Annotated in this window: 17 protein-coding genes and 3 pseudogenes; 15 read left to right on the top strand and 5 right to left on the bottom strand. The window is 41.4% G+C overall.

Going from position 1 to position 20866, the window contains the following annotated elements; translation table 11 throughout:
* Window positions 1-10: 10 nt before the first annotated feature.
* The gene (locus tag HSISS3_RS09370) at window positions 11-2278 is read right to left on the bottom strand and encodes a Xaa-Pro dipeptidyl-peptidase (protein ID WP_021152509.1); all 2268 of its coding nucleotides are present in this window, start codon (window positions 2276-2278) and stop codon (window positions 11-13) included.
* Window positions 2279-2401: 123 nt separating this feature from the next.
* On the opposite strand from HSISS3_RS09370, the gene gla reads away from it, so the two are divergent.
* The gene (gene gla / locus HSISS3_RS09365) at window positions 2402-3268 is read left to right on the top strand and encodes an aquaglyceroporin Gla (RefSeq protein ID WP_021146412.1); all 867 of its coding nucleotides are present in this window, start codon (window positions 2402-2404) and stop codon (window positions 3266-3268) included.
* A gap of 87 nt (window positions 3269-3355) precedes the next feature.
* Here gla and HSISS3_RS12130 read toward each other — a convergent pair whose 3' ends face one another.
* Window positions 3356-3970 carry a CPBP family intramembrane glutamic endopeptidase gene (locus HSISS3_RS12130; RefSeq protein WP_021152508.1) on the bottom strand — a complete coding sequence of 205 codons (615 nt, stop codon included), beginning with the start codon at window positions 3968-3970 and terminating at the stop codon, window positions 3356-3358.
* 230 nt (window positions 3971-4200) lie between these two features.
* Here HSISS3_RS12130 and HSISS3_RS09355 point away from each other — a divergent pair, with 230 nt between their 5' ends.
* Window positions 4201-4956: a CppA family protein gene (locus tag HSISS3_RS09355; protein ID WP_021146410.1), complete on the top strand. Its 756-nt coding sequence runs from the start codon at window positions 4201-4203 to the stop codon at window positions 4954-4956.
* A complete protein-coding gene (locus tag HSISS3_RS09350; protein ID WP_021152507.1) occupies window positions 4956-5903 on the top strand; it encodes a serine hydrolase domain-containing protein in 948 nt (315 codons plus the stop codon). The genes HSISS3_RS09355 and HSISS3_RS09350 overlap by 1 nt, the downstream gene beginning before the upstream one ends.
* A 679-nt stretch (window positions 5904-6582) precedes the next feature.
* Here the strand turns inward: HSISS3_RS09350 and HSISS3_RS09345 are convergent.
* The 3 genes and pseudogenes from HSISS3_RS09345 to pflB form a co-directional block, all read right to left on the bottom strand.
* A pseudogene (locus HSISS3_RS09345) lies at window positions 6583-7029 on the bottom strand (GNAT family N-acetyltransferase); the annotation flags it as partial.
* 85 nt (window positions 7030-7114) lie between these two features.
* Window positions 7115-7897: a carbonic anhydrase gene (locus HSISS3_RS09340; RefSeq protein ID WP_021152505.1), complete on the bottom strand. Its 783-nt coding sequence runs from the start codon at window positions 7895-7897 to the stop codon at window positions 7115-7117.
* 270 nt (window positions 7898-8167) lie between these two features.
* A pseudogene (gene pflB, locus HSISS3_RS09335) lies at window positions 8168-10479 on the bottom strand (formate C-acetyltransferase).
* Between the two features lie 265 nt (window positions 10480-10744).
* Between pflB and dinB the strand changes: the two are divergent.
* From dinB to HSISS3_RS09275, 12 genes and pseudogenes are all read left to right on the top strand, one after another.
* Window positions 10745-11851 (top strand): DNA polymerase IV, encoded by a 1107-nt coding sequence (dinB, locus tag HSISS3_RS09330; RefSeq protein ID WP_021152502.1) that lies wholly within the window; start codon window positions 10745-10747, stop codon window positions 11849-11851.
* Between the two features lie 116 nt (window positions 11852-11967).
* Window positions 11968-12858, top strand: coding sequence for a hypothetical protein (locus HSISS3_RS09325; protein WP_021152501.1), 891 nt, complete (start codon window positions 11968-11970; stop codon window positions 12856-12858).
* Between the two features lie 248 nt (window positions 12859-13106).
* Window positions 13107-13889, top strand: coding sequence for a tetratricopeptide repeat protein (locus HSISS3_RS09320; RefSeq protein ID WP_021152500.1), 783 nt, complete (start codon window positions 13107-13109; stop codon window positions 13887-13889).
* Entirely contained in the window at window positions 13886-14245 is a 360-nt protein-coding gene (locus HSISS3_RS09315; protein WP_002891708.1) for a DUF4176 domain-containing protein, read from the top strand. Before HSISS3_RS09320 ends, HSISS3_RS09315 begins: the two co-directional genes overlap by 4 nt.
* A gap of 207 nt (window positions 14246-14452) precedes the next feature.
* Complete coding sequence (locus tag HSISS3_RS09310; RefSeq protein ID WP_021143679.1) at window positions 14453-15283, top strand: transporter substrate-binding domain-containing protein; 831 nt, start codon at window positions 14453-14455, stop codon at window positions 15281-15283.
* 387 nt (window positions 15284-15670) lie between these two features.
* Entirely contained in the window at window positions 15671-16417 is a 747-nt protein-coding gene (locus HSISS3_RS09305; RefSeq protein WP_134954306.1) for an amino acid ABC transporter permease, read from the top strand.
* A complete protein-coding gene (locus HSISS3_RS09300; protein ID WP_021152498.1) occupies window positions 16417-17160 on the top strand; it encodes an amino acid ABC transporter ATP-binding protein in 744 nt (247 codons plus the stop codon). The genes HSISS3_RS09305 and HSISS3_RS09300 overlap by 1 nt, the downstream gene beginning before the upstream one ends.
* Before the next feature lie 214 nt (window positions 17161-17374).
* On the top strand, window positions 17375-17599 hold the full coding sequence (locus HSISS3_RS09295) for a DUF4059 family protein (protein WP_002888207.1): 225 nt from the start codon (window positions 17375-17377) through the stop codon (window positions 17597-17599).
* A gap of 65 nt (window positions 17600-17664) precedes the next feature.
* Window positions 17665-18585 (top strand): thioredoxin-disulfide reductase, encoded by a 921-nt coding sequence (gene trxB / locus HSISS3_RS09290; RefSeq protein WP_021146396.1) that lies wholly within the window; start codon window positions 17665-17667, stop codon window positions 18583-18585.
* 149 nt (window positions 18586-18734) lie between these two features.
* Window positions 18735-19274, top strand: coding sequence for a 16S rRNA (guanine(966)-N(2))-methyltransferase RsmD (gene rsmD / locus HSISS3_RS09285; RefSeq protein ID WP_021146395.1), 540 nt, complete (start codon window positions 18735-18737; stop codon window positions 19272-19274).
* A gap of 31 nt (window positions 19275-19305) precedes the next feature.
* Window positions 19306-19802: pseudogene (gene coaD, locus HSISS3_RS09280) on the top strand (pantetheine-phosphate adenylyltransferase).
* Window positions 19803-19818: 16 nt separating this feature from the next.
* A complete protein-coding gene (locus tag HSISS3_RS09275) occupies window positions 19819-20856 on the top strand; it encodes a SepM family pheromone-processing serine protease (RefSeq protein ID WP_051176080.1) in 1038 nt (345 codons plus the stop codon).
* Window positions 20857-20866 lie beyond the last annotated feature (10 nt).

Genomic DNA, 20866 nt, shown 5'->3' with positions numbered 1-20866 from the left:
GCGATAAAGACTAATAAGGCAATGTCATCTGACTTTGGCTTAGGTCCACAGTTAATTCATAGTCACTATTGTCACGAATAGTGTGTTCAAAGTCTGTGGTATAGAGAACAAGTCGGAGTTTGTCGCCCTTGTTGAGTTTGTAGATGGTTGGTTGCAAGTCCAAACCGATAGTCATCCATTCATTTGGAGTGACATTCTCAATGCTAAGGAGGTTCTTGCGATTTTGCAGGTTAAGGTGTCCTTTGGTAATGACACGATATTTTGCCTGCTTGAATGGCAATTCACGTAAGACTTCTTCCTTGAAGAGACGGCCGTTATCTAGATTCATGCGTTTGAGTGCGGGAATAGGTGCGAGATACTTCTTGTCACCCATTTCTAAAACTTGGGCCGAAATGAGACCACGGTTTGTGTTAGACTTAACCTTGAGCTCTAGGTGGACACGACCATTGATTTGGATATCTTGGTCCAGTTCAAAGTCCAAGGTAATGGCATTGGCTTTGTCTGCAAAGAGGTCATCCTTGAAGCTTTGGTAAGCTTTACCATATTTGGTGAAGGTTTCCTCTTCGTAATGGTTAGCGATGTTAGCTTCAGCCTCACCAAGCTGAATGTTTTTCCCATTGTCGTGTCCAAAGTTATCGAGGACTTCCCAGGTCTGTTCAGACTGGTTGTTCTGCCAGATAAGAGTAGGCAGTGTGTAGCCGTTATCTAAACCGAGAAGTTTTTGACAAATTAAAGCATTCATACTTTCTCGGAAGTCAATAGACTGCCAAGCGTTCATGTAAACGTGGGCACCATTGTGGAAGAAGAGGTGTTTTTCAAGAGATTCTGGAAGGGCTCTGAACATTTGATAGACGTTAATCGGTTTAACGTTCCAGTCTTGGCTACCGTGTGTAAAGACAACAGTGGCTTTGACACGATCTGCGAATTGCACATAGTTACGGTCATGCCAGAACTGGCTATAATCACCATGCTTACGGTCAATAGCCGTGCTTAGCTCCTTAAGGTAGGTCTCATAATCTTTTTGGTGGCGTAGGTATTCTCCAGCTAATAGGGCACGAGAATAGGTGAATTCAGTCAAGGTATCGAGATCCTCACCAGGGTAGCCTCCAGGGCTGACGAGGAGCCCATTTTCACGATAGTAGTCGTACCAGGAAGAAATACCTGCTTCAGCGATTACCATCTCCAAACCGTCAACGCCAGTTGTAGCAAGGGCGTTGGACATGGTACCCAAGTATGATAGTCCAGTAGTAGTCACTTTACCAGAAGCCCAATCTGCAGTGATTGTATGCTGTCTGTTGCGGCTAGTAAAGGCGCGTGCACGACCATTGAGCCAGTCAATGACAGCTTTATAGGCCAGAACCTGTTGATAGTCTCCGGAGGTCATGAAACCTTCAGAATTGAAGGTACCGACACCCGATACATAGATAGAAGCCACGCCACGAGCCAACATGTAATCATTGAGCGTGTAGGTATCTGTGTGAGCAAAACGCTCCTGAGCCTTTGTGACAGGATTGATAGGCGTAAGGTCTGCTTCAGGTGCCTTGATTTCAGGGTGGCTAAGAGAGATATCACCAGCTGTTTTGACGAGCAAGTCTCCCTCCATCTTGTGGGTGAGCTTATCTGAAGCAGGTTCATTAGTCCCTTGTTGATAAGGACTTGCGGTCATCATGGCTGGAACTGGGAAGTTCACATTAGGGCGTAAGATAGTTACTTTGACCAAGTCTAGCTGCCCATCTTTGTCGGTATCTACTGGTGCTTCCACATAAACCACCTCACGGTGAAGTTGGTTAGTGTCAAATGTAGCCAAGCTCTTACCATTAAAGAAGACGTAATCATTACTTACAGGGATTAAATCTTGGGCTACCAACTGATCAATTAAGGTATTGCCAGACTGTGTGCGTGTCGCCAACAATTGATGCAGGTTATTAAGACTACCATCAAAAGTGATTGGGAAGGCCATTTTCTCTAGGAAAGCCGCACTGTCTGTAAAGTCTACATTAGGGACAAATCCTAGCAGTTGAAGAGCTACCAAACCAAAGACGTCAGCAGTCAAAGGACGGTCTGATTGGAAGAAGGTTAGGAGGTCAGTCTCCCCATCAGCAATCCAATTTTTCAAAGCTAAGTCGGTGTCTTCAAAGAAGAGGAAGGACTTACGAACAAAGGCTTCAAAATTATCCTTGGCACTAGCGTTTAAAGAGACTTCAAAGCCCAAAGAACGGAGTTCCTGACAAGCCATTTCAGGACTTACTGGGATGTAACTAAACTGATTAAATTTCATACTTTAAAACCTCAAAAAAAGAATACGTAAACATTTCAGAAATATCTTTACATCAGACATTATACTTGATAAAATGATAGATGTCTAAATTATTGTAAAATGTGAAAGGAAATAAAGAGACAAATGAATGATTTTCTAAAAGAAGCGCTCAGTCATGATTGGATTATAAAGTACATCACTGAGTTTATTGGGACAGCTTTGATGGTTGCACTTGGTAATGGTTCGGTTGCCAATGTTGAGCTTAAAGGGACTAAGGGTAATAAGTCTGGATGGCTTGTTATTGGTTTTGGTTATGGTTTTGCGGTAATGATGCCAGCACTTATGTTTGGTGATGTTTCTGGTAACCACATCAACCCAGCCTTCACAATTGGTCTTGCGGTTGCAGGTATCTTCTCTTGGGTAGCCGTTCCAGGTTACTTGATTGCTCAACTTCTAGGAGCTTTCGTTGGTCAAGCTATCGTGGTTTGGGTTCACCAACCTTATTACCTTCAAACTGAGAATCCTAACAACATCCTTGGTACTTTCTCTACAATCTCTGCTGTTGATAATGATGATGAAACTCCAGAAAATCACAAACGTGCTTGGCTTAATGGTTTTGCCAACGAGTTTGCAGGTTCATTTATCTTGTTCTTCGGTGCGCTTGCTATGACAAACAACTATTTTGGTCATAAGTTGATTGCACAAGCCACACAACTTGGCTATGATAAAGAAGCTATCGCAGGTCAAATGGCTAATGGGGCACTTGCGGTTGCCCACATCGGTGTTGGTTTCTTGGTTGCAGCTTTGGTTATTTCATTTGGTGGTGCAACAGGTCCAGCTCTTAACCCAGCCCGTGACTTGATGCCACGTCTTCTTCACCACCTCTTGCCAACATCAGTTCTTGGTGAACACAAAGGTGATTCTAAATGGTGGTATGCTTGGGTTCCAGTTGTAGCTCCAATTGTTGCGGCGATTTTGGCTATCTGGTTGTTCAAATCACTCTACCTTTAATAATACTTAAAAATCTGAAGTTTAAGCTTCAGATTTTTTTATGCTTAAAATATTGAAAGTAATAAAAAACTGAGAAAATATTCTCAGTCACATCGGATTAGTCATTACTAGAATGGTAGCACCTAAGGTGTAAAGATTCCATAAAACATGAAGTGTGATACTTGCAGATAAGTTCTCTCTTTTTTGGTAGACCATAGAGAGAGCCAAGCCCATTCCGATATAAAGAGTGAGGTAGGCAAGATTAGTTGGCATATGAAAGAGACAAAAGAGCCCAGTGCTGACTAGCACAGCTGTTTTCGAATAGGGGGCCAACCAGGTGAAAATCCACTTGCGAAAGAGGATTTCTTGGAGGAAGGCTGTCGTCATCATACCAATCGCTACAGGTAGGATAGGAATTGTTGTGAGCGTCTTTTGAAGTTCTGCATGGTAGTTGGTATGGGTCAGTAACATGAGGTTACTTCCGATGAGTTCCATCAAGAAGATAATGGCAAAGCCCCAGATAATGGCTTTAATATCCTTTCGATTTAAGCTAAAGTTGTGAATCATACCCTCACTCTTAGCCCAGAGATAGGTAAGGTAAAAAATGATAAGATTGATAGCAATGATTCCCCAGCTTTCAGGGTTCGTAAAAGTCAATCCAGTCTGACTATTGTAGGAGGTCATCAGACTCAAAGCAAAGTTTGGGATAACAATCATTAGCATTAAAAACAAACCTTGATAGGTCCGCCTAAATACTATGTGATTAACGAGAATTTTCATACTCTCAATTATACCCTAAAATGAGGAAATAGCTACTCAAAAAGTGAATAAACTATAATGTTTTTCACAATTTATGCGAAAGAAAGTGAAAAAATTACAATCCTATTTTTTCTTTGGAAAATCCTTGTCACACAGCCTCTTTTTGGATAAAATAGAAAAGAATGGAGGTTGTCATGACGCAATCAGGGAATTTTAAGTTTCACACACCAATCTTTCGTGTGAATAACAGACAAGAAAATATTGAGTTTTACCAAAATACACTAGGATTTAAACTATTAACAGAAGAAAATGCTCTTGCCGTCTTCACAGATTGGGCAGACCACCAATCACTCTTTGTGATTGAAGAGTCTCCAGCTTACCGTTGCCGTGCAGTTGAAGGCCCTAAGAAAATTAATAAAGTGGTTATTAAGGTTTCAGATCCACTTGAGATTGAGTACCTTTTGGCGCGTGACGATCACCAAGCCAAGGCTATTTTCCAAGGGGAAAATGGTTATGCCTTTGAAACAGTTTCACCGGAAAATGGTCTTATTTTGATGCACGCGGAGGATGACTTGTCAACGCTCAAGACAATCGAGTATGCAGATGTTGAAGAAAATGAAGACTTTAAAGGTGTTTCAGACTTTACCGTTCAATCCTTGACTCTGAATGTTGTGGATACGGTTAAAGCAGCCTTCTTTTATGACAATCTTTTTGGTGAAGAACTACCTTTATCTATCCACTTTGAAAAGGCAGAAGGCCCTGACCTTCAAGTAACTCCTGATCAAACTTGGGATTTGGAAATTCTCGAGTTTAAGGTGGCAGAAGACTATGACTTAGTTGCCTTGCATGATAAACTTGAAGAGGAACAGTTCTCAAGTTACTTGGATAGCAAAGGACACCTACTTGCGTTGACTGATATGAGTAATATTGAGGTTTGGCTAACAAAATAATGACTGATTTTCAACAAACATTAGCAACAATTACAGACTACATCAAGGCTGACATCTTTCCGGGTGCCAGCCTTGCCCTTTATGATGGAAAGGCTTGGCAGGAGTACTACCAAGGGACTCAAGATGGCTATGTTCCAGTAGTTTCAGGTCTCACCTATGACCTAGCCAGTGTATCCAAGGTGGTCGGGGTTGGGACCCTCTGCCTTTTCTATCTGCAGACCAATAAATTAGACTTGGATGAGAAGCTGTCAACCTACTACCCCGCAGTAGAAAATAAGACGTTAACATTACGTCAGCTCTTGTCTCATAGTAGTGGGATTGATCCTTTCATTCCTAATCGTGATGAATTAGATCAGGAGGGTTTGATTGCTGCTATAAACGCCATCAAGGTTAGGGATGATAAACCTTTCTTGTATACCGATATTAACTTTATTCTTTTAGGGCTGATGCTTGAGAAACTATCTGGACAAAGTCTGGATAAGCTCTTTGACTCCGAAGTTTTTCAACCCTTTGGTATGTCTGAAACACAGTTTGGGCCAGTTGGGGTTGCTGTTCCTACGGTTAAGGGCATTCCAGGCGGAACTGTTCACGATCCCAAAGCTCGTGTTCTTAAAGAGCACACAGGTTCAGCAGGTCTCTTTTCAACCCTTAAAGACTTAGAAATTTTTGTTAATCATTATTTAACGGATGATTTCGCTAAGAATCTGACAAAAAATATCAGCCAATCCAAGAAGGAACGTAGTGTCGCTTGGGACCTTCAAGGAGATTGGATTCTTCATACTGGTTATACAGGGACCTTTGTTCTGATTAACATCCCAGCTCAACGTGCGGCGATTTTCCTAAGTAATCGTACCTACTACAAGGATGAGAGAGCTCAATGGATTAAGGATAGAGATGCCTTGATTGAGATAATAAAGGAAGAGTTGATCAGTGAAGCGGTCAAGTAGGCACTCCAAGGAAAGAAAGCTTGTCTCTTGGTTTCTGAGTCTGCTCTTTTGCATACTTAATGGGAGTAATCTCTTTGTCTGTGGTATGTTTTTTGTAGTGATAGAAGGCTTGTTAGCGTTTGATAAAGATTCCTTTTCTTTATCTTCTTTTCTATTTTTAAGTATAGTGTCCGCTGTAACCGCTTCTTCCTATATTTTGATAAGAGAGCTACTATACAAACTGATTCATTACCTTGGTTATCGTGCCCAACCTGATTTGAAAGTCATTCGTATGAGAAGAGGGCTTGATATTTCCTTTCCTGTATTTGAAAAGTACAGTCAAGACTATAGGTTACTGTATAAGAAGTGTTCTAAGAAGCTTCAAATAGGGTATTTGCTGATATGTTTAGGATACTTTAGTGGACTTAGTCTTATAATGATCATCTGTACAGTCCTATTGAGAGGACTGTTTGAGCTCCTAGAACTAGAATCAAAACTGTCATCTTCTGAATATAAACAATTTCTTGGTTTTTTGGTCTACATGGGAGTATTTGTCCTTCTTTTTACAGGGCAGAAATACTGGAGAAAAATCGTAGAGGCTTTAAAGAAAAGAGAAAATGTGACAGTGCTTGCTGTCGAGCATGGTTATCCGATATTTGCGACAAAAGAAGAAGCTTAAGCAGTTGCTATACTGCTTAAGCTTTTTACTTATTAAGGATTTTTTAACAGTAATATGTTGGATTCCAGCTTCTTCAAAGATTTGACCGACTTCTTGATAGCCATTATTAAGGTAGAACTTAAGTGCCCCGAGTTGAGCATGGAGAGAAATAGATTTAAAGCCCTGTTCTTGGGCAAAATCTTCAGCCTCTTTTAGGAGGATGCTCCCTAGCCCTTGACCTTGGTAGGCATCAAGCACAGCCATGCGTTGGAGGGTGACCTGAGTCAAATCCTTGTTGGGCAGTAAGCGCACGGTTGCAGCAGCCTGGCCCTTATCATCATAGAGGACAAAGTGAATGCAGTAGGCTTCATTGGCATCAATTTCGATGGAGCGTGGGACTCCTTGTCCCTTAACAAAAACAGTGTTTCGAATGGCTACGGCATCTAGGTAAGTTTCTGAAAGTGTATCTCTTGTATGTTTAATGATCATAGGGTCATTGTAACAAAGCTTATAGCTAATCGTCAATGGAAAATAGCTTGATGAGAAGAGGGGACATCAAGCTTTCTGTAAGCCTTTATTCTTTGATTTTTCGACCGTTTGTTTCTTGGATAGGACGATTATTTTCAAATCCAAGGGTTTGGGTGAATTTTTCCACCTGTTCCTTGCTGACAGTTTCTTGGTTTTTGAAGACAATCCAATTAACACCTTCGGTACATGGTGGGGTTGTTAAGGAGCCTTCAAAGTTGTAGTAGCCTTTGTCTTCAGGATAGAAATCATCTAGTGAGATAGGCTGAGACAACTCAGTTTCAGTATTAGCAGCCTGAGGCATCTTATCCCAGATTTGTTTCAAGGCTTGGTTTTCATCCCCATAATTATAGAGAACAGAGACAACAGTGATTTTACCAGTATCGGTTTTGTAGACGAAGTGTCCTTCAAGAGGATAGGTTTTGCCGTCAATTTCATTCTCACTGGGTGCGTGAAAATGAAACTGTTGCAATTTATAGACATCATCATCAATCGTTAGGCTATTCTTAGGATTTTTAAAGCTGACTTCAATCGTATGACCATTGTTTTCAACTTGGCCTTTTGATTCTTGATTATGAAGGTTTAGTTCTGGGAGATCAACATCTTCAGCTCCTGTGATATTGATTGGAGATTGTTCTTTACCATTTTTGCTGAGTTCATAATCTTTGGAGAGGTCACCCCAATGTTCAGGACCAGTTGCACCAGTATACCCCCATGGAACATCTTTGGATTTAGAGGTTTCAGTGTCAGTCTTGGATTGGCAGGCTACGAGTAGAACGGCACTAGCCATGAGTGATAGTACTCCAGTTAAGGTTGAACATTTCTTAGTCATCTTTCCTCCTTGTCGTCCCTAGTCCCATCACAAAGAGCTACACTTGTCATTAGTAATGTCTCTTTATTATGACAGTGATTAAGGCTGATGTAATGATAGCTCTTCTGAGAAAGAAGTGTTTGGAAATTCCAAACGGAAATGCTTATATTCTATAGCTTATCTAATAAAATGTCAATATATATTATAAATTAGTTATAATAATATGATAAAATAACATGATTTTTTATAAAAATAAAAGAACTCGCACTAGCGAGTTCCTTATTATTTAGCTTATCCCAAAGCATCGTCCATTGAAAGAACTTCGTGGAAGACACGTTGAGTCAATTCAGTTTTTTGTTCTGGAGTGAGGTATTTAGTGTTTACACAGTAACCAGAGATACGAACGATAACGTCCTCACCATTCATAATCTTTTCGTAAACGTCTGACAAGTCCATAACGTTCAAGTTAACGTGTTGTCCACCGTTTTCGAAGTAACCATCAAGGATTGTTACCAAGTTGTCGACTTGTTCGTCACGAGTTTTACCAAGAGCACGAGGTGATACTTGAGTTGTCAATGAGATACCGTCAGCAGCATAACCGAAGTCAAGGCTAGCAAGTGAGTTCAAGTTTTGCAACCATCCACCTTTAGCTTTGTTAGATGGGTTAGCACCTGGTGAGAAGAATTCAAGTTTAGACAAGTTCACTGAACCATCTTCGTTGAGGTATACCCCTTTGTGAACTGGAGAGTTACCAGTTTGTTTAGAGTAGGCAACGTTTGAAGTGATTGTAAGAAGTGAAACTGTAGCTTCTGCATCTTTGTAAAGTTTGTGGCTACGAAGACGAGTAGTGTAAGCTTCAATCAACCATTCTGCCAATTCGTTAGAACGTGGGTCATCTTCACCCCAACGTGGGTAATCACCGATTGTTTCGTAGTCGTAGATGTAGCCATCTTCGTCACGGATTGGTTTAACAGTAGCGTACTTGATAGCTGCCAATGTATCAACAGTATTTGCGAAACCACAGATACCGAATCCCATGTTAGCACGTTGTTTAGTTGGCAAGAAGGCCATTTGAACAGCTTCGTAGTTGTACTTATCAGTCATGTAGTGGATGATGTTAAGGGCATCTACGTAAGTGTCAGTCAACCAGTCAAGAGATTTTTCGAAGTTAGCTTTAACAGTATCAAAGTCAAGAACTTCGTCACGGATTGGATCGATGTCAAATACTTTGTAGTCTTTATGAACATCGTCGTAACCACCGTTCAAACCAGTAAGAAGGGCTTTAAGAACGTTAACACGAGCACCGAAGTATTGGATGTTGTGGCGTTGTTCTTCGTTTTCTGGGTCAAGTGGTGATACACAACATGAGATACAGCTCATTTCACCGTATCCGTCTTTAGCCATAGTAGTCACACCTTCGTATTGGATAGAAGAGTGTTTGTGAGACATTGACATACAATAACGACGGAAAGCGTATGGCAATTTATCAGTCCAAAGAACAGTCAAGTTTGGTTCTGGAGAGTTACCAATGTTGTCCAAAGTGTTCAAGAAACGGAAGTCCATCTTAGTAACACGGTGGCGTCCATCAGCACCCATACCAGCCATTGAAGTTGTGATGAATGTTGGGTCACCTGAGTACAATTCGTCGTAAGCTTTAGTACGAGCGAACTTAACTGTACGCAATTTCATAACGAAATCGTCAATGAATTCTTGGATTTCTGATTCAGTGTAAGTACCACGAGCAAGGTCACGTTCTGCGTATACGTCAAGAACGATTGGCACACGTCCAAGTGAAGTAGCGGCACCATTGATGACACGACATACTGCCATGAAGGCGATGTTTGTCCATTGGATAGCTTCTTTAGTATCGAAGGCTGGACGACGAACATCTACTCCGTAAAGGTCACCAAGAGCAACGACTTGTTGAAGTGCTTGATATTGAAGGTTAACTTCTTCACGAAGACGGATAGTTTCTTCGTCGATTTCTTTGATAGCATTCCAGTCGTTAACTTTTTCTTGCATCAAGTAGTCAGCACCATAAAGGGCAAGACGAGCGTAAACCCCGATGATACGTCCACGTGAGTAAGCATCTGGAAGACCAGTAACTGTGTGAGCGTGACGTGCACGACGGATGTTTGAAGTGTAAGCACGGAAGATACCGTCATTAACTGTAGTTACGTATTTAGTAAAAATTTCGTGTACAGCTGGATCTGGTTCATAACCGTGTTCTTTCAAAGCAGTTTCCGCCATACGGATACCACCTTTAGGCATAAAGTTCAATTTGAAGAGCTCATCATTTTGGATACCATAGATAAGTTCATCTTCTTTTGAAATGTAACCTGCAGGGATGTCAGCGATTGAAGTTGGACGAGTATCCATTGGGAAGCGTCCTTCAGCTTCATATCCTGCTTTAGTTTCATCTACGATTTTTTAATTTTTAGAGAGCGTTCAGTTGGTCCTGCAAGGAAGCTTTCATCACCATCATAAGGTTTGTAGTTTGCTTGAACGAAGCGAGACACACTTGCTTTTTCTTTCCAATCAGTTCCCTTAAAGCCTTCCCACGCTTTTTCGAAAACATCAGTGTTAGTTTTTACGGTTGCCATAGTTTGTACTCCTATAATTCTAGTAACAAATCATCTGTTACATTCTCTAAAAGTATTCTATCACACAGTAACCGCTTACACAACTTTAAAACTGTGATTTTAGAGACATTCTTTTATAATACAGATTTGAAAATACGTAATCTGTATTATAAATTTCTGTTTTGTGATAGATTTTGGTATTATAAGAAGAGAATGCTTTGTAGGCCCAAAGTTTTCTGTGAAGAGCTTTACAAGGAGACACATCTGAGAAAGGAGGCGGTAAGCCATGTTAGAATTTCCTCTGATTAACGACACGAGCCGAAAGATTATTCATATTGACATGGACGCCTTTTTTGCTCAGGTCGAGATGAGGGATGATCCCAGCCTTAAGGATAAGCCGGTTATTATCGGTCATGACCCTAGAAAAACAGGAGGTCGTGGGGTGGTGTCTACTTGTAATTATGAGGCTAGAAAATACGGTGTCCACTCAGCCATGTCTTCTAAGGAAGCTTACGAACGTTGTCCAAATGCTGTCTTTATCTCAGGCAATTATAGCCATTACCGTGAGGTAGGGATGCAGATACGTGAGATTTTTAAGCGCTATACTGACTTGGTTGAGCCTATGTCTATTGACGAAGCCTATCTCGATGTGACGACCAATAAACTTGGCATTAAGTCGGCTGTTAAGGTCGCTAAACTCATCCAGTATGATATCTGGCAGGAACTCCATCTGACCTGTTCAGCTGGTGTTTCCTACAATAAATTCATTGCCAAACTCGCCTCTGATTTTCATAAGCCTGCTGGTTTGACGGTGGTATTGCCAGAGGAAGCTCAGGACTTTTTGGAAAAGCTACCCATTGAAAAGTTTCATGGGGTAGGTAAAAAATCTGTGGAACGTCTCCATGATATGGACATTTACACTGGTGCAGACCTTTTGAGGATTCCCGAGATGGACTTGATTGACCGTTTTGGACGCTTTGGATTTGACCTCTTTCGCAAGGCTAGGGGGATTTCTAATAGCCCTGTCAGGCCCAACCGTGTCCGTAAATCTATCGGAAGTGAGCGAACCTATGGCAAGCTGCTTTATAATGAAGATGACATCAAGGCTGAGTTGACTAAAAATGCTAGGAGGGTAGCTGATAGCGCCCAGAAGGCTAAGAAAGTCGGACGTATCATTGTCATCAAGGTCCGCTATTCGGATTTTTCGACCTTAACCAAGCGTATGACCTTGGACAAATCAACCCAGGACTTTGATACCATTGAAAGGATTGCTCACACCATTTTCGATCAACTGGAGGAAAATAGCAGTGGTGTTCGCCTCTTAGGTGTTACCCTGACAGGTTTGGAAGACCAAGAGGGCAGGCAGTTAGATTTGGATGATTTGGAGTCATGATTTGAAAACAATTTAATAGGTAGAGTTTTACTTCATACCCTGAAAAGTGACCTTGAAGAATCATCAGACCTATGCTATCTTAAATAGTAACCAATAGAAATGAGGGAATAATCTTAATGAAAAAACTGTTTACTTACTTAGGACTCGTCCTAGCAGCATGTTTGATTCTCGTAGCCTGTGCGTCAAACAAGCCAGCGGAAAAGAAAAAGGCCGCACCAACACCAACAGAGCGTGCCAAGGCTGATGCGACAGTCTTGATTGATACCATGCTTGGAAAATCAAGTAATGGTTTCTCAAAACTCTACGGAAAAAATTACGAAAGTTGGACCGAATCGAATGTCTTCGAGAAGCAGGTCGCAGATACTATTGAAAAGGAAGGCTATACTCCTGAAGCTGACTATACCTTTAAGTATATTGAGGGCTATGATGCCAAAACACCAACCCAAGTGCTCTCTAAGTTTCTTAAGGTTCGCCGTAATATGATTGGGAAAATTCAGGACTATAAACTGAAGGATGTCAAAGTTAAGGGCAATGAGGCGACGGTTACCTTTACGTCACGATCTGTCAGTGCCTATGGAGCTGCAGCTGCCGTTCGTACTCTCCTGATGAGCCTCTATGATAACGATATTGATAAGTTGAAACAGTGGAATCAAGCTGACAAGAATGACGATGAAAAGGGTAAGGCCAAAGATCTCACAACGAAGTTCCTTTATGGTGAAAACTTTAACGGTGATTTAACGCAATTTAAGGATATTGATAAAGAAATGTCCTATACACCTTTAACCGGTGCTGATGATCTGGAAAAGACCTTCAAGCTTACCAAAGATGATGGGGGTAACTGGACTATTTCTGTAGAAGATTATAAAGAGCTTGCCGAAGCCTTGGTCGACCATGACGAATCAGGAAGCAGAGCCGTTTACGCCGAACGTATCCATAAGAATTTGTCAGACTATCAACCTGAAGACAGTAGCGACTCAAGCAGTAAGTCATCAGATAAGGATAAGTAGTGTTTTAGCACAAATTGATTTTATCCATCACCACCCCAGCCTCTCGCTGGGGTTTTCTAATACCCAAATCCTAATAATTTTGTCCCTCTCATAATGTCATGAAAGCTTATTTTCCATGGTATAATGGATATTGTAGTCTGTATTCAGAATATTTTGATAAATGATTTAGCGAAGATTTTGGAAAGGATAGGTTGTGACAGAAAACTCTCATCTCTAGACGAAAAAAATTTATAAGGACAATATTGATAATGAATTTAACTAATACTAAGCATGAAGATATTTTCAAGAGAGTTTATGCTTTCAAGCTAACTATACTTATTTTAGGAATAGCTATTTTTTGTCTTGCAACATATAGTTACTTAGCTGATAACTTAGTGCTTCTCTGCTGTTGTGCTGTGTTGATGTATTTTCTTTTGGCATTAAAGATTTATGCAAATTATTTGATTACTTCTCAAATGAGGGAGATTCTATTTACTCTGACTGAACTTGATAAGTATCAAAAATATTTTGAATATGCTTATCGTCATACATTTAAACAGGATAAAAAAGCAGTACTACAAGAATCCTACCTAGCAGATGCTCAGTATCACTATTTTCGAGGAGAATTTGATCAGTCCTTGCAGTCACTGAATGAAATTAATATAAAAAAGGCGAGGTGGAAGCGACGCAAAGTATTGTTAACAAGCCTTTCCTACTATCGTATACTTAACAAAATTAATCAAAAAGATTTTGCTGATTTTGAGGATAGCCTTGCCTTGTATCGCAAAATGAAAGGGAAAAATGTTCCAGAACGTTCTGCAAAATTGTTAGCTATCTATAGGGTTGTTTCAGGTCAATCGACTGATTATTTTGAGAGGATAGCACCAAAATATAAGCTTTACCAAATTGAAGCTAAGTATTATGATGGTCTCAGTTATCTCAACCAAAGCCAACCCGAAGAAGCCAAAGCCTGCTTCCAAGAAATCGTCAACGAAAATCCAGATTTGTTTTACGTGAAAGAGGCTAAGAAGTATTTGGAGGAATTAGCATGATTAAAGCAACAGAGACCCAGGAACGTCAACACTTGCCTATTGGTAGTGTTGTTCGAGTCCATGGCAATGACAACAATATGATGATTACCAGTCTATTTCCAGTAACAGAAAAAGGTGGTGAGCAAGGCTACTTTGATTTTGGAGCAGTCCTTCTACCTCTTGGTGCTGTTACTAGGGATTTAATGTTCTTTAACAAAGAAGACATCGACCAGATTATTTATCTAGGCTATGTGGATGTGCATTTCCAAGAACTCATCGCAAATTATGATGAGCTTGTTGATAAGATTGAATATCCAAAATTTACAGTGCAGGAGTTCAAAGAAATGGATGACCAAAATCCTTTCAAAAAGAACTAAGTAAGAATTCAATAGAGTGAACCAACCCGAAAAGTTAGGTTTTTAGAGTTGTCACATGAGTGGCAGCTCTTTTCTATCTTGTTATTTCTACCCTTACCCCTATAACCATTTTCTATCACCACTTAGGTTTTTATTATTAGACGACTAAGGATGAAGATGGTAAACTGTTATCACTAACTATTAATGAAAGTTTCGAGGAATATAGATATGAAAAAATGGCTTGCAGGTTTAGGAATTCTTGGCTTGTCAGTTCTGACTTTGGCTGCTTGTGGAAACAAGAGTGACGGTAAGGCATCTGGTGAGAAGCAGACGATTACTGTTGCGACAGACTCTGATACGGCGCCCTTCACTTTCAAAAAAGGTGACGACTTCAAGGGGTATGATATTGATTTGGTCAAGGCTATTTTCAAGGATTCAGACAAGTATGAGGTCAAGTTTGTGACGACACCTTTTGATTCCATCTTGACAGGGGTGGATTCTGGACGTTATCAGATTGCGGCTAATGATTTCAACTACAATGAAGAGCGTGCGCAAAAATATGGTTTCTCAGATCCGATTTCACGTTCTAACTACGCCATCACTAGTGCTGAGGGGACCAAGTATACCAGCCTAGACGATTTGTCTGGTAAGACGACAGAAGTACTTCCTGGCTCTAACTATGCTCAGTTGCTTGAAAATTGGAATCATGCCAATGCGGACAAGACACCAATTACAATCAACTACGCTTCTAGCTCAACTGGTCTTTCAACACGTGTTCAACATATTCAAGAAGGAAAAATTGATTTTATCCTTTATGATGCTATTTCGTCTGAGTACATTGTCAAAGATCAAGGCTATAAGTTGGCTGTAAACAAGATCAAAGACGATATCGGTATGAAGACTGATGGTCTTGAATATCTTCTTTTCTCAAATGATAAGCAAGGTAAGGAACTCAAGACTTTTGTCAATAAACGTATCAAAGAGCTTAAGAAGGATGGAACCCTTGCCAAACTCAGCAAGGAATACTTCGGTGGCGATTACGTCAGTGATTTGAAATAAGACTGTTAAAAGTTGAGACTGCTGTCTCAGCTTTTTGACGTTAATAAAGCTGAATTATCAGTGATATGATTTCCTTATCACTTTGATAAGAAAAGACTATTTCACAGACTTTCTGAGTCGTGCTAAAATGAATATTATAAAATTTATGATAAGATATTTGAACGGTTAGCACTAGGCTAACCGACTTTTTTAGAAAGAAAGGGCGACATTGTGAAAAAGAGTATAGAAGCATTTAATCGGTCACCTTGGTATCTCCAAGTTGTCTTTGGCTTAATTGGTTTAGCAGTAGTTGTTGCTTTGGCTATTCCCTTATCATGGTTAGTGGAAATCCTTTGGGGTTATATTTTGCAATTGGTTGCAATTGTCTTCAAATGGATTGCATCTTGGATGCCAGCTGGTAAGCTCTTCTCATGGAAGGCTGTCTTTGATGCGGTTCCTAAGATTGTAGAACGCTTGCCTTTAACCTTGGGCTTGACCATTGCAGGTGCCTTCTTTGGGTTGATTTTGGCCCTCGTCTTTGCGGTGGTTAAGATTAACCGAGTACGTATCCTTTATCCGATTCAAGCTGTTTTTGTGAGCTTCTTGCGTGGGACACCAATTCTTGTCCAACTCATGTTGACTTACTATGGTATTCCACTCTTCCTTCGTTACTTGAATGGTGAGTTTGGTTTGGACTGGAACATTAATGAGATTCCGCCAGCTATCTTCGCTATTACGGCCTTTGCCTTTAACGAAGCGGCTTACATGAGTGAAACCATTCGTGCAGCGATTCAAGCTGTGGATGCTGGAGAAATCGAAGCTGCCCGCTCTCTTGGGATGACATCAGCACAGGTCTACCGTCGTGTCATTATTCCAAATGCGGCGGTTATTGCGACACCAAGTCTGATTAACAGTTTGATTGGTTTGACTAAGGGAACATCACTTGCCTTTAGTGCAGGTATCGTCGAAATGTATGCGCAGGCTCAAATCTTGGGTGGTGCTGACTACCGTTACTTTGAACGTTATATCTCAGTAGCCCTCGTTTACTGGGGCATCTCAATCTTGATTGAAAATATTGGTCGTTCGGTTGAAAATCATATGGCCATTAAGGCACCTGAAGTAACTGACATTTCTGGAATTGGAGGTGACCGCTAATGATTAGCATCAAAAATTTGACCAAGGAATTTTCAGGTCAAAAGGTTCTTGATGGGATTAACTTTGATATCGAAAAAGGCGAAGTGGTAGCGCTTGTCGGTGCCTCTGGTGCAGGTAAGTCAACCATCCTTCGTAGCTTAAACTATTTGGAACAACCTGATTCTGGCACCATTGCCATTGATGACTTTAAGGTGGATTTCGAAGCAATTACCAAGGAGCAAATCCTTACCCTTCGTCGTAAGTTGGCCATGGTATTCCAACAGTTTAACCTCTTTGAACGTCGCACAGCCTTGGATAATGTTAAGGAAGGTCTTAAGATTGTTAAGAAACTTTCTGACGAAGAAGCTACCAAGATTGCGAAAGAAGAGCTCGCTAAGGTTGGGCTGTCTAATCGTGAAAATCACTACCCACGTCATTTGTCAGGTGGTCAAAAGCAACGTGTGGCCTTGGCCCGTGCCCTTGCCATGAAGCCTGATGTGCTCTTGCTTGACGAACCGACATCTGCCCTTGACCCTGAGTTGGTTGGTGAGGTTGAAAAATCAATCGCTGATGCAGCTAAGTCAGGTCAGACCATGATTTTGGTTAGTCACGACATGAACTTTGTTTATCAAGTGGCTGACAAGGTGCTCTTCCTTGAGAAAGGGCATATCCTTGAACAAGGAACACCTGAAGAACTTTTCAACCACCCAAAAGAAGAAAGAACGAAAGAATTTTTCGCTTCTTATTCAAAACAATATCTTTAAGATGGGATTTTTGTTACAATAGAAAAAGGTGATACGACAGGACTCCATTTATAGTCCGTAGTCGGATCCTGTAAGGATGATTAGGAGCTTTTGGAATTTTTGAAGATGCCCCGAAAGTCCAATCAGATACTGCCTTCGGCAGTTATTACTAATCGGATTCAGAGGTTGGAGAATGTTGTCTCAGCCTTTTCTATTTCTCACTTTAGGATGATTTATGTTATTAAATATTTTTAAATTTTACCTTTTGGGCCTTGTGATTGCTTTCTTTATGTGCTTGGTGATTGGTGCCTTTTGGCTTGGATGGCGTGCCCTACGTCGTGCTGACAAGACGGTTAAGGAGCGTCAAGGTGCCCTCTATGATGCTATCATGATGTCGATGGTTTCGATTCCTGTCTTGGCTTTTGCTTTTATGGCAATCCTCATCGTGCTGAATGCATAATACTAGCTTTGATGGCCTATTAGGTGTAAGATATCTCTACAAGAAATGCGTAAAAGGAGTGACTCATGTACGATACGATTATTATTGGAGCTGGTCCTGCAGGGATGACAGCAGCGCTATATGCAGCCCGTGCCAACCTTAAAGTGGCAACTTTGGAGCAAGGTGCTCCTGGCGGACAGATGAATAACACGTCTGAGATTGAAAATTACCCTGGCTTTGAAAATATCTCTGGTCCAGAATTGTCTATGAAGATGTTCGAACCTTTGGAAAAATTGGGCGTTGAAAATCTTTACGGTATTGTGTCTGGTATCGAGGACAAGGGTGACTATAAAGTCGTCAAAACTGGTGACGAGGAGTACCAAACCAAGACAGTTATCATTGCGACGGGGGCCAAGCACCGCCACATCGGTGTTGCTGGTGAAGAAGAGTACAACAGCCGTGGGGTTTCTTACTGTGCGGTATGTGATGGGGCTTTCTTCCGTAATCAAGACCTCTTGGTCGTTGGTGGTGGTGACTCTGCCGTTGAAGAAGGAATTTATTTGACACGCTTTGCCAATAGCGTAACCATTGTTCACCGTCGTGACGAGTTGCGTGCCCAAAAGGTCCTTCAAGACCGTGCCTTCGCCAATGAAAAGGTCAAGTTTATCTGGGATTCTGTCGTTGAAGAAATCAAGGGTGATGACATCAAGGTTCGCAGTGTTGATATCAAGAATGTCAAAACTGGTGAAGTGACTAATCACGAATTTGGTGGTGTCTTTGTTTATGTCGGACTTGATCCGGTTTCAGATTACGTGACAGGTCTGGGTATCACTGACCAAGCTGGTTGGGTTATTACAGATGATAAGATGGCGACAAGTATTCCTGGTATCTTTGCCATTGGGGATGTCCGCCAGAAAGACCTTCGCCAAATCACAACAGCCGTAGGGGATGGTGCCACAGCTGGTATCGAAGCTTACAACTACGTGACTGCACTTGCTGATAAGTAAAATAAATGAAAACTCGGGAGGCTCTCGAGTTTTTTGTGTTTGCTTGATGGTTTTCAGCTTGTCTAGCATCCTTTGAAGCAACATCTATGTGTGGTTTTTTGGTATAATAGAAAAGTCTTACTAAAATCAGTAAAAATGAGGTGACCAACTTGCGTGTTGTAGCAGGTGATTTTGGCGGGCGTCCGCTTAAAACGTTAGAAGGCAAAACGACTCGTCCAACAACGGACAAGGTCAAGGGTGCCATTTTCAATATGATTGGTCCTTTCTTTGATGGAGGGCGTGTTTTGGATCTTTTTTCTGGGAGTGGTAGTCTGGCCATTGAGGCTATTAGTCGTGGCATGTCGTCTGCTGTTCTCGTGGAAAAAGACCGTCGGGCACAAGCTATTATTCAGCAAAATATTAAGATGACCAAGAGTGAGAAACAGTTTCAGCTTTTGAAGATGGATGCGGCGCGTGCACTGACCCAATTGACAGGTCAGTTTGACTTGGTGCTTTTAGATCCGCCTTATGCCAAAGAGCAGATTGTGGCTAATATTACTCAGTTAGAGGATCAAGGGCTCTTGGCTAAAGAAGTGATGTTGGTTTGCGAGACAGATAAGGCTGTAGACCTGCCTGAAGAAATTTCAAACTTTGGGATTTGGAAGCAGAAAACCTATGGTATCAGTAAGGTGACGGTTTACGTGCGCTAGGTACCTGTAGCGGGTGTAGAAAGGAAATGCGATGACCCAAATTGCTATGTTTACGGGGTCTTTTGATCCGATTACCAATGGGCATATGGATATCATTGCCAGAGCCAGCAAGCTCTTTGACGAGCTTTATATTGGCCTTTTTTATAATAAAACAAGCAGGGCTTCTGGGATGTTGCGACTCGCAAGCGTATCTTGGATGAGGTTGTGGCAGATTTTCCCAATGTCAAGGTCATAACGGCTCACGATAGTCTGGCTGTAGATGTTGCCAGAGACCTTGGCGTGACCTATTTGGTTCGAGGCCTTCGTAATGCGACAGATTTTGACTATGAGGCCAATATGGACTATTTCAATAAGGGGCTGGCGCCTGAGCTTGAAACGGTTTATTTGATTGCTAGTCATGAGGTGACACCAGTCTCCTCAAGTCGTGTGCGTGAGTTGATTTATTTTGAGGGGGACATTAGTTCTTATGTTCCTCAAGCAGTTGTTAAGGAAGTGGAGGCCAAGCGTGGCAAACAAGACAAAATCTAAATCGCTATTAGGGAAAATGTGGCGGATTAAGTGGTGGCTCTTAGGTATTTTTACAGTACTTTTCCTCCTTTTTGCCCTCTTTTTCCCGCTCAATAATTACTATGTAGAGCTTCCGGGTGGTGCTTTTGATACCAAGGAAGTCTTGACTGTGGATAAGAAAGCCGATGATTCAAAAGGTTCCTACAATTTTGTGGCGGTGGCCCAAACCAAGGCGACCTTGGCCCTCATGCTCTATGCTCAGCTCAATAATTTCGCTAAGCTTCAAACGGCTGAAGAGGCAACGGGTAATTACTCTGATGAAGATTACATGCGTATCAACCAATTTTACATGGAGACTTCCCAAAACCAAGCCATTTATCAAGGCTTGACGCTGGCTGGTAAAAAGGCGAGCTTGGACTATATGGGTGTCTATGTGCTTCAGGTCAATGATGATTCCAGCTTCAAGGGCGTTCTTAATATTGCGGATACGGTGACGGCTGTCAATGACAAGACCTTTAATAATTCGGCTGATTTGATTAAATACGTTCAGGGACTTAAGTTGGGTTCAAAGGTTAAGGTCACTTATACGACAGATGACAAATCAAAGTCGGCCACAGGTAAGATTATCAAGATCGCCAATGGTAAGAATGGTATTGGTATCGGCTTGACGGACCATACTGAGGTCAAGAGTTCTGAGAATGTGAAGTTTAAACTTGATGGTGTCGGTGGACCAAGTGCGGGTCTTATGTTTACCTTGGCTATTTACGACCAGGTTTCTGGTCAAAACCTCAAGGATGGTCGTAAGATTGCTGGAACGGGAACCATTGAAAAGGATGGTTCTGTCGGTGACATTGGTGGTGCCTACCTTAAGGTGAAATCAGCGGCCGATAGCGGTGCAGACATTTTCTTCGTGCCAAACAACCCAGTAACCAAGGAAATGAAAAAGGCTGATCCGGATGCCAAAACCAACTATCAAGAGGCTAAGGAAGCTGCCGAGAAACTGGGAACCAAGATGAAAATCGTTCCTGTAAAAACAGCTCAAGAAGCCATTGATTATTTGAAAAAGACGAAATAAGAAGAGAGAG

Origin of the sequence: Streptococcus sp. HSISS3 (assembly GCF_000448605.1) — a bacterium.
GTDB lineage: Bacteria > Bacillota > Bacilli > Lactobacillales > Streptococcaceae > Streptococcus > Streptococcus raffinosi.
The sequence above is the reverse complement of the archived record's forward strand: the minus strand, read 5'-3'. Positions and strand labels throughout refer to the sequence as shown.

What these genes read in the sequence shown, in the direction of transcription:
- HSISS3_RS09370 (WP_021152509.1), bottom strand. Translation starts at nt 2,278, where the DNA reads ATGAAATTTAATCAGTTTAGTTACATCCCAGTAAGTCCTGAAATGGCT.
- gla (WP_021146412.1), top strand. Translation starts at nt 2,402, where the DNA reads ATGAATGATTTTCTAAAAGAAGCGCTCAGTCATGATTGGATTATAAAG.
- HSISS3_RS12130 (WP_021152508.1), bottom strand. Translation starts at nt 3,970, where the DNA reads ATGCTAATGATTGTTATCCCAAACTTTGCTTTGAGTCTGATGACCTCC.
- HSISS3_RS09355 (WP_021146410.1), top strand. Translation starts at nt 4,201, where the DNA reads ATGACGCAATCAGGGAATTTTAAGTTTCACACACCAATCTTTCGTGTG.
- HSISS3_RS09350 (WP_021152507.1), top strand. Translation starts at nt 4,956, where the DNA reads ATGACTGATTTTCAACAAACATTAGCAACAATTACAGACTACATCAAG.
- HSISS3_RS09340 (WP_021152505.1), bottom strand. Translation starts at nt 7,897, where the DNA reads ATGACTAAGAAATGTTCAACCTTAACTGGAGTACTATCACTCATGGCT.
- dinB (WP_021152502.1), top strand. Translation starts at nt 10,745, where the DNA reads ATGTTAGAATTTCCTCTGATTAACGACACGAGCCGAAAGATTATTCAT.
- HSISS3_RS09325 (WP_021152501.1), top strand. Translation starts at nt 11,968, where the DNA reads ATGAAAAAACTGTTTACTTACTTAGGACTCGTCCTAGCAGCATGTTTG.
- HSISS3_RS09320 (WP_021152500.1), top strand. Translation starts at nt 13,107, where the DNA reads ATGAATTTAACTAATACTAAGCATGAAGATATTTTCAAGAGAGTTTAT.
- HSISS3_RS09315 (WP_002891708.1), top strand. Translation starts at nt 13,886, where the DNA reads ATGATTAAAGCAACAGAGACCCAGGAACGTCAACACTTGCCTATTGGT.
- HSISS3_RS09310 (WP_021143679.1), top strand. Translation starts at nt 14,453, where the DNA reads ATGAAAAAATGGCTTGCAGGTTTAGGAATTCTTGGCTTGTCAGTTCTG.
- HSISS3_RS09305 (WP_134954306.1), top strand. Translation starts at nt 15,671, where the DNA reads ATGCCAGCTGGTAAGCTCTTCTCATGGAAGGCTGTCTTTGATGCGGTT.
- HSISS3_RS09300 (WP_021152498.1), top strand. Translation starts at nt 16,417, where the DNA reads ATGATTAGCATCAAAAATTTGACCAAGGAATTTTCAGGTCAAAAGGTT.
- HSISS3_RS09295 (WP_002888207.1), top strand. Translation starts at nt 17,375, where the DNA reads ATGTTATTAAATATTTTTAAATTTTACCTTTTGGGCCTTGTGATTGCT.
- trxB (WP_021146396.1), top strand. Translation starts at nt 17,665, where the DNA reads ATGTACGATACGATTATTATTGGAGCTGGTCCTGCAGGGATGACAGCA.
- HSISS3_RS09275 (WP_051176080.1), top strand. Translation starts at nt 19,819, where the DNA reads ATGTGGCGGATTAAGTGGTGGCTCTTAGGTATTTTTACAGTACTTTTC.